The organism is Nocardioides sp. LS1 (assembly GCF_003865225.1).
In the GTDB taxonomy this organism is placed as follows: Bacteria; Actinomycetota; Actinomycetes; order Propionibacteriales; family Nocardioidaceae; genus Nocardioides; species Nocardioides ginsengisegetis.
Map to the genome: position 1 here is coordinate 195,788 of NZ_BIFF01000001.1, position 14,812 is coordinate 210,599.

Consider the following 14,812-nt stretch of genomic DNA (forward strand, 5'->3'; position numbering starts at 1 on the left):
GGTGGTCCTTTCGTGGTGCGGAGGGTCAGGTGGGGGAGTCGGACGGCGTGAGGTCGGCGGCGATCTGGGCCATCACGTCCGAGTCGGCCAGGGTGCTTGCGTCCCCGGTCGTACGGTGCTCGGCGAGGTCCCGGAGAAGGCGGCGCATGATCTTGCCCGACCGGGTCTTGGGCAGCTCGCTGACGATCGAGATCCGTCTCGGCTTGGCGATCGGCCCGATCTGCTGGCCGACGTGCGTCCTGAGTGCCTCAACGATGTCGTCGCTAGGGGAGGCCGAGTCGCGCAGGATGACGAACGCGACGACCGCCGTTCCGGTCACCTCGTCCGAGGCGCCGACCACTGCGGCCTCGGCCACCGAGGGGTGGGACACCAGCGCGGACTCGATCTCGGTGGTCGACAGGCGGTGTCCGGACACGTTCATCACGTCATCGACGCGGCCGAGCAGCCAGATGTCTCCGTCGTTGTCGCGGCGCGCACCGTCCCCGGCGAAGTAGTAGCCGGGCCAACGCGACCAGTAGGTCTCGACGAACCGTTCGTCGTCGCCCCAGATCGTCCGGATCATCGCCGGCCAGGGCTCGGTGGCGACCAGGTAGCCGCCCTGCCCGGGCGGCACGGAGTTGCCGTCGTCGTCGACGATGTCGATCGAGATGCCCGGGAGTGGAGTCATGGCGGAGCCGGGCTTGCCGGACCGGACACCCGGCAGTGGGGTGATCATGTGTGCGCCGGTCTCGGTCTGCCACCAGGTGTCGACCACGGGAGCGCGACCGCCGCCGATGTGTTCGCGGTACCACTCGTAGGCCTGTGGGTTGATGGACTCTCCGACGGACCCCAGGATGCGGACCCGGGAGAGGTCGTGGGCGGCCGGGAACTCGTCGCCCCACTTCATGCACGTCCGGATCGCGGTGGGCGCCGTGTAGAAGGTGGTCACACCGAGCTCGGCGGCGATCTCCCACCACCGTCCCTTGTGAGGGGTGTCCGGCGTGCCCTCGTAGAGCACCTGGGTCGCGCCGTTGGCGAGGGGTCCGTAGACGAGGTAGGTGTGGCCGGTGATCCAGCCGATGTCGGCCGTGCACCAGTACACGTCGTCGGGGCGATGGTCGAAGACGGCCCAGAAGCTGTAGGCGCTCTGCACGAGGTAGCCGCCCGTGGTGTGCAGTACTCCCTTCGGAGAGCCGGTGGTGCCCGAGGTGTACATGACGAAGAGCGGGTGCTCGCTGTCGAACATCTCGGGGGAGTGGTGAGGCGAGGCGGCGGCGACGACGTCGTGCCACCAGACATCACGGCCGGGTGTCCACTCGACTGGTTCTCCGGTTCGCCGCACGACGAGCACGTGCGACACGGTTGGGCAGCTGGTCACCGCGGTGTCGACCGCGGGCTTGAGGGGGGACGGGTCCCCGCGGCGGTATCCGCCGTCTGCGGTGATCACGAGCTTGGCCTGGCAGTCCTTGATCCGGCCCGCGAGCGCGTCCGCGGAGAAGCCGCCGAACACGACGGTGTGCGGCGCCCCCAGCCGGGCGCAGGCCAGCATCGCGACGACGGCCTCCGGGATCATCGGCATGTAGATCGCCACCCGATCGCCGGCCTCGATGCCGAGCGCGGTCAGGGCGTTGGCGGCCCGGCTCACCTCCGCCTGCAGTTGGGCGTACGTGATGTCGCGGGTGTCCCCGGCTGGCTCGCCGACGAAGTGCAGGGCGACCCGGTCGCCTTGGCCGGCCTCGACATGACGGTCGACGCAGTTGTACGCCGCGTTGAGGCGGCCGCCCACGAACCATCGCGCGAACGGGGGAGTGCTCCAGTCGAGAACCTCGGTGAAGGGCTCGGACCAGTCGAGCCGGCCGGCCTGATCGGCCCAGAAGCCAAGACGGTCCTCATTGGCTAGGGCGTAGTCCGAGCTCGTTGCGTTCGGGGCGTTGCTGGTCGGTGGGTGAGCAGTGGGCACGGCGTCCTCCTGGGACCTGTTTCGGAAAAGTTTCAGCAAGTTCTTGTGAGGGGTTGACGGGTGACGACCCTCACTCTAGATTATCGATAATCTAGTAGAACATGTGGCCGCGGTCACACACCAGGAGGACAAGATGACCGAGACAGTTGCGACCTTCTTCGGGGATGACGAGTTCCCGGTCGCGTGGGACCACGGCCAGAAGGAGCTGCTGTGGGTCCACGACGACCTGCACATCCCCAACCCGGTCTCGCCCATGTACGCCGACATCGGCGGCTGGTGGCTCAAGTGCGACTACATGTTCCGCCGCTTCGGCACCCCGTTCGCGTCGGACTGGATCTCCAAGATCATCAACGGCTACGTCTACACCGCGGCCATCCCGGCCGAGGTCGGTCTGACGGCCGAGGCCTCCGAGTACGGCGCCCGCTACACGCCGCGCACCCCCCAGTCCGAGGAGTACGCCGCCGAGATCGGCGGCTACCTGGGCTGGACCCTTCCCTACTACGCCGAGAACTTCCTCGGCTGGTGGCGTGACCGCCTCGTGCCCGAGATGACCCGCAACTTCGAGCGCTTCGACACCTACGACACCGACGCCGCCAGCCTGGTCGAGCTCGCGATCCTCCTCGAGGACGCCATCGACATGCACGACCGCCACTGGCAGATCCACTGGGTGCTCAACTTCGCCCAGTTCTCCTCCACCATGAACCTCAACACCGTCATCGCCGAGGTCAAGGGCGAGGGCGACCACAGCGACCTGACCGGTCGCCTGCAGAGCTCGGTCGTGAACCGCAACTGGGACTCCATCGAGGAGTTGTGGAAGATCAAGGAGAGCGTCAAGAACGACGGCGGAGCAGTTGCCGAGGCGTTCACCAAGGCCACTGCGCCCGAGATCGTCAAGGCGCTGCAGTCGACCCCCGAGGGGCAGCAGTTCCTCGACAAGGAGATCGAGGCGTACTCGGCCGAGTTCGGCTACAAGTCCATGTACGCGCACGAGTTCTCCTTCAAGACCTGGCGCGAGGACCCGGCCCCGATCCTCGAGGCGGTTCGCGGCTACCTGGAGGTCGACTACGACTACCCGGCGGAGATCGCCGCCGTGGCCCGCGACCTGGAGGCCGCCAAGGCCGAGGCCGTCGAGGGCGTCACCGGTGAGGACCTCGAGCGGCTCCAGGGCGCGCTCGACCTCAGCCTCCGGATGAACCCGCTCACGCCGGACCACCACTTCTACATCGACCAGGGCACCAACGCCCGGGTCCGCCTCGTCCTCATCGCGATCGGCAAGGCACTCGTCGCCGCCGGCAAGCTGGAGGACCCCGAGGACGTCATGTACCTGCGCTACAACGAGCTGCGCACCCTGATGGCCGGCAGCAACGGGTTCGACGCCGAGGACCTCGTCGGTGACCGCCGTGACGACCGCGAAGAGGCCTACGAACTGCGCCCCCGGGACTGGGTCGGCACCGCGACCGAGGAGAACCTCGCCTTCCCGTACCTGGCGCTGTGGGCCTTCCCGGACAAGGTGTACCGCAAGCCGTCGGAGGTCGAGGGCGAGATCCACGGCCTCGGCGCCTCCAAGGGCATCGTCGAGGGCACGGCACGTGTCGTCCTCTCGCCCGAGCAGTTCAGCCAGGTCGAGCGCGACGAGATCATCATCTGCCGCATGACCAGCCCCTCGTGGGTGGTGCTGTTCACCAAGATCTCCGGCCTCGTCACCGACGCCGGCGGCATGGCCTCGCACCCGGCCGTCGTCTCGCGCGAGTTCGGCATCCCCGCGGTCGTCGGCACGTCGGACGCGACCCGCCAGATCAAGACTGGCGACCGCATCCGCGTGAACGGCACGACCGGCATCGTGGAGGTGCTCGCGTGACCCTTGTGCGCACCGTGATGCGTGAGCAGATCAAGGAGCTCATCATCCAGCGCATCCTCGAGGGCACCTACAAGCCCGGCGACAGGGTCGTCGAGCTGCAGCTGGTGCAGGAACTCGGAGTGAGCCAAGCGCCCGTGCGCGAGGCACTCCGAGACCTCGAGGCCATGAGGTTCATCGAGACCGAGCCCTACCGCGGCGCCCGCGTCCGCGAGGTGTCGCACGAGGAGCTCACCGAGTCCTACCCCGTCCGCGCTGCGCTCGAGGAGCTAGCCGGCCAGCTGGCCACTCCTCGAGCGGACGATGAGATGTACTCGATGCTCGAGGCTGAGATGCACAACATGCTGACAGCTGCGCGAGACAACGACCAGCACGGCGTGCTCGTCCATGACGCCCGATTCCACGAAATCATCGTCGAGGCCGCCGGCAACTCGGTTCTCCTCGAATCCTGGGGAGGCCTTCGGATCGAGGCCTACACCCTGGTCTCCCTCATCAAGTCCAAGCTCGACCTGGTCGCCATCGCAAACGCGCATCTTCCGATCCTGGACACGTTCCGCCAGCGCGACGCCGACCTGACCGGCAAGGTCATGCGCGAGCACATCGAACACTTCGGCAGCACCCTGTTTGGAGGAATCCCCCATGACTGACGCACCCCTCGTGCTCGACTTCGCCGACGAAAGGTGTCGTGAGGTCGACCTGGCCGGCGGCAAGGGCGCCAGCCTCGCTTCGATGACCCAGAACGGACTCCCCGTCCCGCCGGGGTTCGTCATCACCTCCACCGCCTTCGTCGAGGCCGTGGACGGGGCGGCGCTGATCAAGCACATCCAGGCCGAGGACCTCGAGGCCGCCCGCGCGGTCGTCGCCGCCACCCCGCCGCCGCGCGAGCTGATCAAGGAGCACTACGACCGGCTCAACGCCTCGTCGGTCGCAGTCCGTTCGTCGGCCTGCGCCGAGGACGGCGACGACGCGTCGTACGCCGGGCAGCAAGAGACCTACCTCTTCGTCGAGAGCTTCGACGACGTGATGGAGAAGGTCGTCGAGTGCTGGCTGTCCTTCTTCAGCGACCGGGCGCTGTTCTACCGCCTGCACAAGGGCTCCCTGGACGACATCAACATGGCGGTGGTCGTCCAGGTGATGGTGGACGCGACCAAGGCCGGCGTGATGTTCACCGTCGATCCCGTCAACGGGCGCAAGGACCGCCTCGTCATCGAGGCTGCCCTCGGCGTCGGCGAGCACGTGGTCTCCGGCGAGGTGACCCCCGACTACTACACGGTGGATCGCAAGGGCGCCGTGAAGAAGGCCCGCGTGGTGGCCGAGCAGATCCTGTCCGAGTCCGAGCTCGCCGAGCTCGCGAAGCTGGGGCTCCATCTCGCCGACCTCAACGGCTGCCCCCAGGACATCGAGTGGGCCTACGACGACGCGGGGCTGTACATGCTCCAGTCCCGCCCGGTCACCGCCTTCTGAGCCTGCCCGACCGACAACCAACGATCCGAGAGGGGCCAACCCCGTGGTGTGGCACATGCCGACGACCGTCTCCGAGGTCCTTCGCGTCAAAGCGGAGAACCCCGAGGCCACCGTCGTGGCCGGCGGGACCTTCCTCGGGGTCCTGACACGTCAGGGCCTGATCCAGAGCGACGACTGGATCTCGCTGCAGAACGTCCGCGACCTGCGTGCCCTGCACACGGCGGGCGATCTCTCGGTCGGCGCGATGGTGACCCACCGCAAGCTCGAGACCGACGCCACGGTCCAAGGCATCTGGCCCGGTGTGGCGGCCGCGTTCCGCGCGGTCGCCAGCCCCAGGGTTCGCAACGTGGCCACCATGGGCGGGGTCCTGGCTGACGCCGACTACGCCTCGGACCCACCCTCCATGCTCGTCGCCTCGCGGGCTGTCGCCGAGGTCGCCAGCGTGCGCGGCACCCGACGCGTCCCGATCGAGGAGCTCATCATCGGCCACTACACGACCACCCTCGAAGAGGACGAGCTCATCACCCGGGTCGTCATGCCCCGACCCAACGGCCCGTCCGTCTACCGCAAGTTGAAGACCCGCTCGCAGGAAGACCGGCCAGCCTCGTCGGTCGCCGCCGTCGTCGACGGTGACCGGGTGCGCGTGGTCGTCGGTGCGGTCAGCGACCGGCCGCACCACTTCGCCGACCTGTGCGCGACCTGGAGGCCCGGCGACGAGGGCAACGCCCGGGAGATCGGGCTGGCCTACGCCGAACGCATCGAGTACATCGACGACGCCCGAGGATCTGCGGACTACCGACGCCGGATCGTCGGTGTCGAGATCAAGCGCGCGCTGATGGCGGTGACCGCATGACGAACCCACGCATCAACGCCTCCATCCGCTACCCCGTCGACCACGCCGTGCCCGGCCAGTGGCACCTCCGGATCATCCGCTCGGGCATCCCCGCCGGGACCGTGACCTCGATCGACACGACGTTCGTCGACGACGACGTCGTGGTCATCACCCCCGACGACATCGCGGACCTCAACAGGTTCGGATGCCAGATCGAGGACCAGGTGGTGCTTACCCGCGAACCCAAGTTCGTCGGAGACCCGATCGCCGCCGTCGTCGCCGCCACCGCCGCGGACGCCCGGATCGCCGCCTCCCTCATCGAGGTGGAATACGACGAGAAGCCGGCCGTCTTCGACGAGCTGGCGGCCCTCGCGGCGGACGCACCGTTGGTGCACGCCACCCACTCCACGTCCGAGAGCGACTCGGCGTACTTCGACATGCGACCGCAGGACGGCACGAACGTGTGCCACCGCTTCCGCATCCGCACCCCCGGTCTCCAGGGCCGCGACGAGCCCGCCGTCCAGGTGGAGCCGCGCGACGTGGCCGACGAGCCGCTGGCCGACGCCTTCGACGACGCCGACATCGTCATCGACGAGGTCTTCCACACCCCGGCCGCCGCGCACGTCCCGATGGAGCCGCACGCGACGATCGCCCAGTGGGTCGACGGTCGACTCGAGCTCCTCACCGGAACTCAGACGCCGTTCAACATGCGTCAGGATCTCGCCAACATCTTCGGCATGGCCGCCGACGACGTGCGCATCGTCGTGCCGCCGATGGGCGGCGCGTTCGGCGCCAAGACCTTCATCCGCACCGAGGCCATCACCGCCGCCGCCGCCAGGATCGTCGGGCGCCCGGTGCGCTGCACCCTGGACCGCGACGAGGTCTTCAACGAAGTCACCCGGCACCCCGCGACCGTCCGGGTCCGGCTCGGCGCCAAGAGCGACGGCACGTTCGTGGCCAAGCGCATCTGGGCCTACGTCAACACCGGCGCCTACGCAGACTGCGGCCCCGGCGTCGCCCAGAAGATGGGGTACGCCGGCGTCGGGCCCTACCGGTTCGACCACGTCGCGGTCGACTCGTACTGCATCTACACGAACCTGCCCCCCGGCGGCGCGTTCCGCGGCTACGGCGCCATGCAGTCGGTCTGGGCCTCCGAGCGCGTGGTCGACATCCTGGCCGAGCGAATCGGCATGGACGCCGTCGAGCTCCGCCGCAAGAACCTGCTCCAGGAGGGCGACACCTTCTGCACCGGCGAGGTCATGCACGACACGCACTTCGAGGAGCTCCTGGACGACGCCGCGCAGGCAGTGAACTGGTCCGAGGGACGCGAGGGCAAGGGCGTCGCGATCATGCTCAAGGGGATGCAGACGCCCAGCAAGGCCGAGGCCCGCATCGTCCTGCTGCCCGACGGCCGCTACGAGGTGCAGGCCGGCACGGTCGAGATGGGCCAGGGCGCCACCGAGGCGCTGACCCGGATGGCCGCCGAGTACCTCAAGGTCGAGATGGACCAGGTCGTGGTCTGCGACCCCGACACCGACCGGGTCCCCTACGACACGCGCACCACCTCGAGCCGCTCCACCCACATGATGAGCCGCGCGCTCGCGGACGCCGCCCGCGACCTGCTCGAGCACGGCACCATCGGGCACGGCTTCGTCTCCAACGAGGGTGGCCTGGACCCCGACACAGGGCAGGGGACCGCGTCGTCGCACTGGCACCAGGGCTCCGCGTCCGCCCAGGTCACCGTCGACCCGGAGACCGGCGTCATCGAGCTCACCAAGCTCTACGCCTCGTCCTACGCCGGCAAGGTGGTCAACAAGGAGGCAGCCGAGCTGCAGAACGAGGGCTCGATGATCCTCGGGCTCGGCACCGCGCTGTTCGAGGAGATCCAGTACTCCGAGGGCCAGATGACCAACCCCAACCTGTCGGACTACAACATCGCCTCCGCCCTGGACTGCGGCGCGATCAGCCACACCGTCATGGAGCTGCCGGGTGCCGAGGTGCACGGGCTGGGGGAGACCGCCGTGCCTCCGGTGCCGCCGGCGATCGGGAACGCCGTGGCGACCTTCGGCTACCACGTCACGAGGCTGCCCATGGCCGGCGAACGCGTGCTCGCCTCGCGGAAGGAAGAGCGATGAACCTGAACCTCCGAGTCAACGGCCGCCTGGTCGACGTCGACGTCGAGCCCGACACCATGCTCGTCGACGTCCTGCGCGACGAGGTCGGCCTCACCGGACCGAGAACCACTTGTGGCGTGGGCCTGTGCGGCACCTGCACGGTCCTGCTCGACGGTGAGCCCGTCTCGTCCTGCATCCTCATGGCCCCGCTCGCGCTGGGACGCGAGATCACGACCGTCGAGGGCCTGCCCGAGGACGACCCCGTCGTCGCGTGCTTCGACAAGCACCACGCCTTCCAGTGCGGGTTCTGCATCCCCGGCATGGTCTTGACCGCCCGCGACATGGTCGACCAGGGCCGGGCCACCAGCCGCGAGGAGATCCGAGAAGGCCTCGGCGGCAACCTGTGCCGCTGCGGCTGTTACGTCAAGATCATCGAGGCCATCGAGGAGGCCGCCACATGAAGTTCGTGACCTACGAGGCCGAGTCCAGGCTCAGAGTTGGCTACCTCGACGGCGACGTCGTCGTCGACGCCGGGTTCGACGGCGACATGGTCGCCTTCATCGAGGCCGGCGCACCGATCGGCACCACACGCAAGGTCGACGCCGCCGTCCTGCGTGCGCCGCTCCGGCCCCGAACGATCCGCGACTTCCTCGCCTTCGAGGGACACCTGCTGAACGTGTTCCCCGGCCTGGGCAAGGAGATCCCCGAGGAGTGGTACGAGCGCCCCGCCTACTACAAGGGCCTCCCGGACACCGTCATCGGACCGGGGGAGGAGATCCCGTGGCCGGCGTACACCGCCAAGCTCGACCACGAGCTGGAGCTCGCGGCGGTGATCGGCCGCCCCGGCAAGGACATCCGTGCGGCCGACGCACTCGACCACGTCTTCGGCTACACGATCTGGAATGACATGTCCGCCCGCGACGTCCAGACCCGCGAGCTCCCCATCGGCATGGGGCCCTGCAAGGCCAAGGACTGGGACGGATCCAACATCCTCGGCCCCTGCATCGTCACCGCCGACGAGATCGACCCCTACAACGTCGACCTCGAGGTCCGCGTCAACGGCGAACGCTGGGGCGGCGAGAACACCAAGGCCATGCACCACACCTTCGCGGACATGATCGCCTACGCCTCCCAGGGCCTGACCCTGCGCGCCGGCGAGGTATTCGGCTCCGGGACGGCCACCGGCGGCTCGGGCCTCGAGCTCGACCGCTGGCTCCGGCCGGGAGACGTCATCGAGATGGAAGCCGCCGGAATCGGCGTCCTCACGAACACGGTCGGGCCCAAGCCAGCCTGACCTGCACGACCACCACACCCAAGGAAAGACACAAGGAGAGCACCATGGCATTTGTTGTCGCAGCCACCTGGAAGGCCAAGGAAGGCGAGGAGAAGCGCGTCGAGGAGACCATCCGCATCATGACGCCGCTGTCCCGGGCCGAGGAGGGCAACCTCTTCTACCAGGCCCAGGTCTCGCCCGAGGACCCGCGCACCTTCTTCCTCTACGAGCAGTACGTCGACGAGGCGGGCTACGAGGCCCACAAGGCGACGTCGTACTTCCAGGAGAACGTCTTCGACTACATCATCGAGTACCTCGAGGAGCGCTCGGTGAAGACCTACACGACGATCGATGTCTGAGACCGACACCCGCGTCCTTCTGCTGCGTCACGGGGAGGTTGCCTCGCACCGAGGTGACGTCCCCGTGACGGAGCAGGGCCTCGTCCACGCCGAGCACACCGGCAAGGCGGTCGCCGCTCAGAGCGACCTGCCCATCACCGTGCTCTACGGCGGCACCCGGCGCACCCGGGAGACCGCCGAGGCGATCACGCGAGGCATCGGTGAACCGGGCCGCGTCGCGGGCCCCAGCGACTGCTTCGCGCTCCGCAACCCCGACATGTACGTCGCCGGCACCCGGGTCAACATGGTCAGCTCCGCCGAGGCCCTCGCCGAACAGGTCCCCGGCATGGCGGCCGACCAAGCAGGACAGATCGACTGGTGGACCAGCTTCTTCAGCGCGCCCGACCGCATCGGCTGGTGGCTGGGCCAGACCGACCCGCCGGGGGAGTCCGCCCAGGACCTGTCCGCACGGATCATCCGTTTCGCCCGCAGCATCGCCGACCCCGGTCCGCTGCGGGGCAGGTTCGTCGTCGGCGTCACCCACTCGCCGCTGCTCCGCTCGGTGCTCCACCACGCGACCGGCTCCGACCCGGGCGAACCTGCCTACGTCACCGGAGCCGAGATCCGCGTCAGCGCCACCGGCGACGTCGTCATCTCGGCGCACGACCCGCTCAACCCCTGACCGAACAGAAAGTGTGCTCATGGAACTCGTCCACGACTTCTCCGTCCCGGTCCCTGCCGCCCAGGCCTGGGACCTCCTCACCGACGTCCAGAAGATCGCCCCCTGCCTTCCGGGTGCCGCGATCACCTCCGTCGACGGCGACTCGTTCGAGGGCGGGATGAAGGTCAAGGTCGGGCCGATCGGGATGACCTTCAAGGGTGGCGGCGCCTTCGTGGAGAAGGACGACAGCGCCCGCCGTGCCGTTATCGAGGCCAAGGGCCGCGATGCCAAGGGCAACGGCGGGGCTCAGGCCACCGTCACGGCCACCCTCGATGAGCACGACGGCGTCACCGACGTCCACGTCGTCACCAACCTCAACGTGACCGGCAAGGCCGCGCAGTTCGGCGGCGGTGTCATGAAGGACATCAGCAACCGCATGCTGGCCCAGTTCGCCGACAACCTCGGCCAGATGATCGGCGGCGGCGGTGCGACGTCCATCCCGACCGCGGCCGCGGTGTCGGCCAACGGGACCGGGTCTGCGCACTTGACTGCCCCGACGCCCGCGAGCTTCACGCCGAGCAACGACGACGGCGTCGACGCCCTCGGTCTGCTCCTCGGATCCGACGTCGTGAAGAACGTCGTCAAGCCCGTCGCCTTCGGCGTCGCCGGCCTCCTCGTCGGCTACCTCTACGGCAAGAACCGAACCCTGGAAAGGATCGTGCGACGTGTCTTCTGACCAGATCATCACGATCGACCCCGCCACCGGTAGCGAGATCGCGCGCTACGACTGCATGTCCGCCGACGACATCGACGCAGTCCTGGGCCAGTCTGCGGCCGCTCAGAAGAGCTGGGCTGCAACGCCGATCACCGACCGCGCCGCGGTCATCTTGAAGGCGGCCCAGATCCTGCGCGACCGCTCCGCTGAGCTCGGTGCCATCGCCACCGCCGAGATGGGCAAGCCCATCACCGAGGCTGTGGCCGAGGTCGCGAAGTGCGCCTGGGTGTGTGAGTACTACGCGGACATGTCACCCAAGGTCCTGGCCGACGAGGACGTCCAGGCCGCCGGCTCCCGCAGCTGGGTCCGGTACGAGCCGCTCGGAACCATCCTCGCGATCATGCCGTGGAACTACCCCTTCTGGCAGGTGTTCCGATTCGTCGCTCCGACCCTGATGGCCGGCAACGCCGGCATCCTCAAGCACTCGCCGAACGTCACCGGAACGGCCCTGGCCATCGAGCAGGTGCTCCTCGACGCCGGCCTGCCCGAGGGCGTCTTCCGGTCGCTGGTCGTCGGCGAGGCGGACGTGCCGACCACCGTGAACCGCCTGATCCAGGACGACCGGATCGCCGCCGTGACCCTGACTGGCAGCAACCTCGCCGGGTCGCACGTGGCCGCCAGCGCCGGCCGCGCCGCCAAGAAGAGCCTGCTCGAGCTGGGAGGTTCCGACCCGTTCGTGGTGCTCGCCGACGCTGACCTCGACGTCGTGGTCCCGAAGGCAGTCGCCGGCCGCTTCCTCAACACCGGGCAGTCCTGCCTGTGTGCCAAGCGGTTCATCGTCCACGAGTCCATCGCCGACGAGTTCGGGCGTCGCTTCGCCGCGGCCGTTGACGACCTGGTCATCGGAGCCCCCAGCGACCCGGCCACCAAGATCGGGCCGCTGGCGCGGGTTGACCTCGCCGAGAACCTCGAGCACCAGGTGGCTGCCTCGGTCGCTGCGGGTGCCGTCGTGCTCACCGGCGGGAAGCGACTCGACCGCGGCCCGGCCTGGTACGCCCCCACGGTGCTCGTCAACGTGAAGCCCGACATGCCGGTCATGGCCGAGGAGACCTTCGGCCCAGCGGCGGCGGTCATCGCGTTCGGCACCGACGACGAGGCCGTTGCACTCGCCAACGCCACGCCGTACGGGCTGGGCGCGAGCGTCTGGTCGGCAGACGCCGACCGCGCGCTCGCGCTGGGCTCGCGCATCGACTCCGGTGCGCTGTTCATCAATGCCGTGACCGCCTCCGACCCGCGGCTGCCCTTCGGCGGCGTCAAGCAGAGCGGGTACGGCCGCGAGCTCGGAGAAGCGGGCGCCCGCGAGTTCACCAACATCCGCACGGTCCTTGTCGGCTGATCCGCGCCGGGACGAAGAAGAGGAGAGAGAGCAATGCAGAAGGTCACCTCACAGGTGTGGACCGACACGACCCAGCGGGGCTGCAACCCGAGCATGGTCATCACCGACGCAGGCGTCGTCATCATCGACACCCCGCAGCTGCCGACCAAGGCCGTGGCCATGCGCCAGGAAGCCGAGTCGCACGGGGACATCCGCTACGTGATCAACACCGAGCACCACGTCGACCACATCTTCGGCAACTACTACTTCCGCGGTGCCGGTCAAGTCGTTCACCACCAGGGTGTCTACGACAACTTCATGGAGGTCACCCCGACCCTGGACTCGTTTGACTACGCCCACGAGGCGATCCCCACCGACGACCCGGAGGGGGAGGCGATCTTCCCCGACCGGGCGACGTACTTCGCCGACCCCAACAAGGGCCACATCGTCTTCACCGGCGACCTCACGCTGCGAGTCGGCAACCACACTTTCGAGCTCCTGCACACCCCGGGCCACACCCCGGGCCAGATCGCCGTGCACGTGCCCGAGGAGCGGGTCGTCTTCACCGGCGACACCATCTTCTCCGAGTGCCAGACCTGGCTGATGGGCTCCAACGTCACCCAGTGGCTCTCCGCGCTGGACCGCATCGCCGCGCTCGACGTCGACTGGGTGATCCCCGGCCATGGCGAGGTCGTGCGTCTGGAGTACATCTCGCGCCAGCGCGCCAACCTGCTCGAGTGGGTCCAGGCCGTGTCGGACGCGGTCGCGAAGGGCTGGTCGCGCGAGGAGACGGTCGCCCGGGTGAACTTCGCCGAGCGCTACCCCGTGGACATCGGACAGGGCTACATGATGAACCACATCCAGACCCTCAACGCGGGATCCCTCTGGGACAAGCTCACCCAGGCCCGGCCAGCCTGAGCAGAGACCCGTCCGGCGTCCTGTTGATCAGGACGCCGGACGGGCTCCACCGCGTCGCTCGCCGGGGCAAGCGCCGAACACGTCCGTCTGTGCCTGTGCAGACGCGTCCAAGGTGGTTGATGCTGGTCGTGTTCCTTGATCTCGATGTAGTCAGTGGTGCTGATCGCGGCATGACCGGATGGCCGCAAACGCGGGCTACCCGCGGCAGATCCGTGCCGTCGAGTAGCGGTACTCAGGCGACGGACTGACCACATCAGAGAACGCAGTCAATGCATCCAGCCACGGCCGATGACGTGCCTCCTCGAGGCTCAAGACGAGGTGGACTGGCAGCACCCGACTATGCCCCGGGCTGGTCGCATGGGGTAGGCACCGGGTCACCCAGCGTCAGGATCTCGCCGAGCGTCACGTAGGTCTGCAGGAACACGAACCGCGCCTCCTCGACCGTGACCTCGGCGTGAGTCCCCGCCGAGCAGCGGCCGTACAGATCCGACAGCGTTCGTCGAAGCCGGTCTCGGCGGCTCTTCGGCGCCCCGTGGGCATGGGTGAACGCCTGGAGCCGGTTGAGCACGTTCTGCTGCCCGACGTTCAGTGTCGCCTCGTCCCCGATCTGGTACGGGTCGTTCCGAGCCGCGAATACGAAGTCGGCGCACGAGTCGATCAGCCTGCGGCACGTCGTCAGGGCCTGGCTCACCGACTCCGGGTCGCCGTCTCTCAGCCGGTCGGACACTCGCTCGATCTTGTCGAGCGCCGAACCGCTCGCCGCCGCCAACGACCCATCGATCTTCGTCTGGGTGTGGGCGAAGAGCGTCGCCTGCAGTTCGCTGAAGAGGAGTTCGTGATAAATCTCCGCCACCATGTCGTAGACCGTGGCGACAACCTGGCCGCAAATGCCCGACAGCGTTCCCGCCAGGTTTGCGTGCGACGCGATGCGGGTGTCGTGGTCTCGTGACGCGACCAAGGCGTAGTCACCCGAGTAGTTTCCGCCGCCCTGCATGGCGTTCACCGACTGGTTGGCGGCGTCCAGGTTCGCCTCGATCTTGGAGATCGACTTTGGGTAGAACTTGTCCTCGTCGTCCGTCCACCGTCCGGCGCGACCGATCCACGCCGTCGCCGTTCCGTCTGTCGGGTAGCCGTTCCGCTCGTAGCCGAGAAAAGTGGTCAGGTCTTCGTGCCCGACCAAGCGGGCGAGGCGGCTCGCCTTCAGTACGATTTCGGACGCCTTCAATCGCTCCAACTCGATGTCGGTTAGCAACTCCTCAGCAATGCGAAGCGCCTCTTCCTGCCTGTTCACAGGCCAATCTGATCACGAGACTCGGAGAGCACGACGC

Annotated in this window: 14 protein-coding genes; 12 read left to right on the forward strand and 2 right to left on the reverse strand. The window is 68.2% G+C overall.

Features of this window, described 5'->3' with window-relative positions; all coding sequences use genetic code 11:
* Positions 1–25: 25 nt before the first annotated feature.
* A complete protein-coding gene (gene acs / locus EJF31_RS00935) occupies positions 26–1,939 on the reverse strand; it encodes an acetate--CoA ligase (RefSeq protein ID WP_260430564.1) in 1,914 nt (637 codons plus the stop codon).
* A gap of 133 nt (positions 1,940–2,072) precedes the next feature.
* Between acs and EJF31_RS00940 the strand changes: the two genes are divergently transcribed.
* From EJF31_RS00940 to EJF31_RS00995, 12 genes are read left to right on the forward strand one after another with little or no spacing between them, the layout of a single operon-like run.
* Positions 2,073–3,797 carry a PEP-utilizing enzyme gene (locus tag EJF31_RS00940; RefSeq protein WP_125035237.1) on the forward strand — a complete coding sequence of 575 codons (1,725 nt, stop codon included), beginning with the start codon at positions 2,073–2,075 and terminating at the stop codon, positions 3,795–3,797.
* The gene (locus EJF31_RS00945) at positions 3,794–4,441 is read left to right on the forward strand and encodes a GntR family transcriptional regulator (RefSeq protein ID WP_221767411.1); all 648 of its coding nucleotides are present in this window, start codon (positions 3,794–3,796) and stop codon (positions 4,439–4,441) included. Before EJF31_RS00940 ends, EJF31_RS00945 begins: the two co-directional genes overlap by 4 nt.
* Positions 4,434–5,258 carry a PEP/pyruvate-binding domain-containing protein gene (locus EJF31_RS00950; RefSeq protein ID WP_125035238.1) on the forward strand — a complete coding sequence of 275 codons (825 nt, stop codon included), beginning with the start codon at positions 4,434–4,436 and terminating at the stop codon, positions 5,256–5,258. The genes EJF31_RS00945 and EJF31_RS00950 overlap by 8 nt, the downstream gene beginning before the upstream one ends.
* Before the next feature lie 55 nt (positions 5,259–5,313).
* Positions 5,314–6,111 carry a xanthine dehydrogenase family protein subunit M gene (locus EJF31_RS00955; RefSeq protein ID WP_125035239.1) on the forward strand — a complete coding sequence of 266 codons (798 nt, stop codon included), beginning with the start codon at positions 5,314–5,316 and terminating at the stop codon, positions 6,109–6,111.
* The gene (locus tag EJF31_RS00960) at positions 6,108–8,225 is read left to right on the forward strand and encodes a xanthine dehydrogenase family protein molybdopterin-binding subunit (RefSeq protein WP_125035240.1); all 2,118 of its coding nucleotides are present in this window, start codon (positions 6,108–6,110) and stop codon (positions 8,223–8,225) included. Before EJF31_RS00955 ends, EJF31_RS00960 begins: the two co-directional genes overlap by 4 nt.
* Positions 8,222–8,665 carry a (2Fe-2S)-binding protein gene (locus EJF31_RS00965; RefSeq protein ID WP_125035241.1) on the forward strand — a complete coding sequence of 148 codons (444 nt, stop codon included), beginning with the start codon at positions 8,222–8,224 and terminating at the stop codon, positions 8,663–8,665. Before EJF31_RS00960 ends, EJF31_RS00965 begins: the two co-directional genes overlap by 4 nt.
* Complete coding sequence (locus tag EJF31_RS00970; protein WP_125035242.1) at positions 8,662–9,498, forward strand: fumarylacetoacetate hydrolase family protein; 837 nt, start codon at positions 8,662–8,664, stop codon at positions 9,496–9,498. Before EJF31_RS00965 ends, EJF31_RS00970 begins: the two co-directional genes overlap by 4 nt.
* A 44-nt stretch (positions 9,499–9,542) precedes the next feature.
* Positions 9,543–9,836 carry a putative quinol monooxygenase gene (locus tag EJF31_RS00975; protein ID WP_125035243.1) on the forward strand — a complete coding sequence of 98 codons (294 nt, stop codon included), beginning with the start codon at positions 9,543–9,545 and terminating at the stop codon, positions 9,834–9,836.
* A complete protein-coding gene (locus tag EJF31_RS00980; RefSeq protein WP_125035244.1) occupies positions 9,829–10,497 on the forward strand; it encodes a histidine phosphatase family protein in 669 nt (222 codons plus the stop codon). Before EJF31_RS00975 ends, EJF31_RS00980 begins: the two co-directional genes overlap by 8 nt.
* Positions 10,498–10,516: 19 nt before the next feature.
* Positions 10,517–11,212 (forward strand): SRPBCC family protein, encoded by a 696-nt coding sequence (locus EJF31_RS00985; protein ID WP_125035245.1) that lies wholly within the window; start codon positions 10,517–10,519, stop codon positions 11,210–11,212.
* Positions 11,202–12,587 (forward strand): NAD-dependent succinate-semialdehyde dehydrogenase, encoded by a 1,386-nt coding sequence (locus EJF31_RS00990; protein WP_125035246.1) that lies wholly within the window; start codon positions 11,202–11,204, stop codon positions 12,585–12,587. The genes EJF31_RS00985 and EJF31_RS00990 overlap by 11 nt, the downstream gene beginning before the upstream one ends.
* A gap of 33 nt (positions 12,588–12,620) precedes the next feature.
* Positions 12,621–13,484, forward strand: a complete 864-nt coding sequence (locus tag EJF31_RS00995; protein WP_125035247.1) for an MBL fold metallo-hydrolase — start codon at positions 12,621–12,623, stop codon at positions 13,482–13,484.
* Between the two features lie 337 nt (positions 13,485–13,821).
* Here EJF31_RS00995 and EJF31_RS01000 read toward each other — a convergent pair whose 3' ends face one another.
* Complete coding sequence (locus EJF31_RS01000; protein ID WP_125035248.1) at positions 13,822–14,775, reverse strand: hypothetical protein; 954 nt, start codon at positions 14,773–14,775, stop codon at positions 13,822–13,824.
* Positions 14,776–14,812 lie beyond the last annotated feature (37 nt).

Coding starts and splice junctions, on each gene's coding strand:
- EJF31_RS00940 (WP_125035237.1), top strand. CDS start 2,073: ATGACCGAGACAGTTGCGACCTTCTTCGGGGATGACGAGTTCCCGGTC.
- EJF31_RS00950 (WP_125035238.1), top strand. CDS start 4,434: ATGACTGACGCACCCCTCGTGCTCGACTTCGCCGACGAAAGGTGTCGT.
- EJF31_RS00955 (WP_125035239.1), top strand. CDS start 5,314: ATGCCGACGACCGTCTCCGAGGTCCTTCGCGTCAAAGCGGAGAACCCC.
- EJF31_RS00960 (WP_125035240.1), top strand. CDS start 6,108: ATGACGAACCCACGCATCAACGCCTCCATCCGCTACCCCGTCGACCAC.
- EJF31_RS00965 (WP_125035241.1), top strand. CDS start 8,222: ATGAACCTGAACCTCCGAGTCAACGGCCGCCTGGTCGACGTCGACGTC.
- EJF31_RS00970 (WP_125035242.1), top strand. CDS start 8,662: ATGAAGTTCGTGACCTACGAGGCCGAGTCCAGGCTCAGAGTTGGCTAC.
- EJF31_RS00975 (WP_125035243.1), top strand. CDS start 9,543: ATGGCATTTGTTGTCGCAGCCACCTGGAAGGCCAAGGAAGGCGAGGAG.
- EJF31_RS00980 (WP_125035244.1), top strand. CDS start 9,829: ATGTCTGAGACCGACACCCGCGTCCTTCTGCTGCGTCACGGGGAGGTT.
- EJF31_RS00985 (WP_125035245.1), top strand. CDS start 10,517: ATGGAACTCGTCCACGACTTCTCCGTCCCGGTCCCTGCCGCCCAGGCC.
- EJF31_RS00995 (WP_125035247.1), top strand. CDS start 12,621: ATGCAGAAGGTCACCTCACAGGTGTGGACCGACACGACCCAGCGGGGC.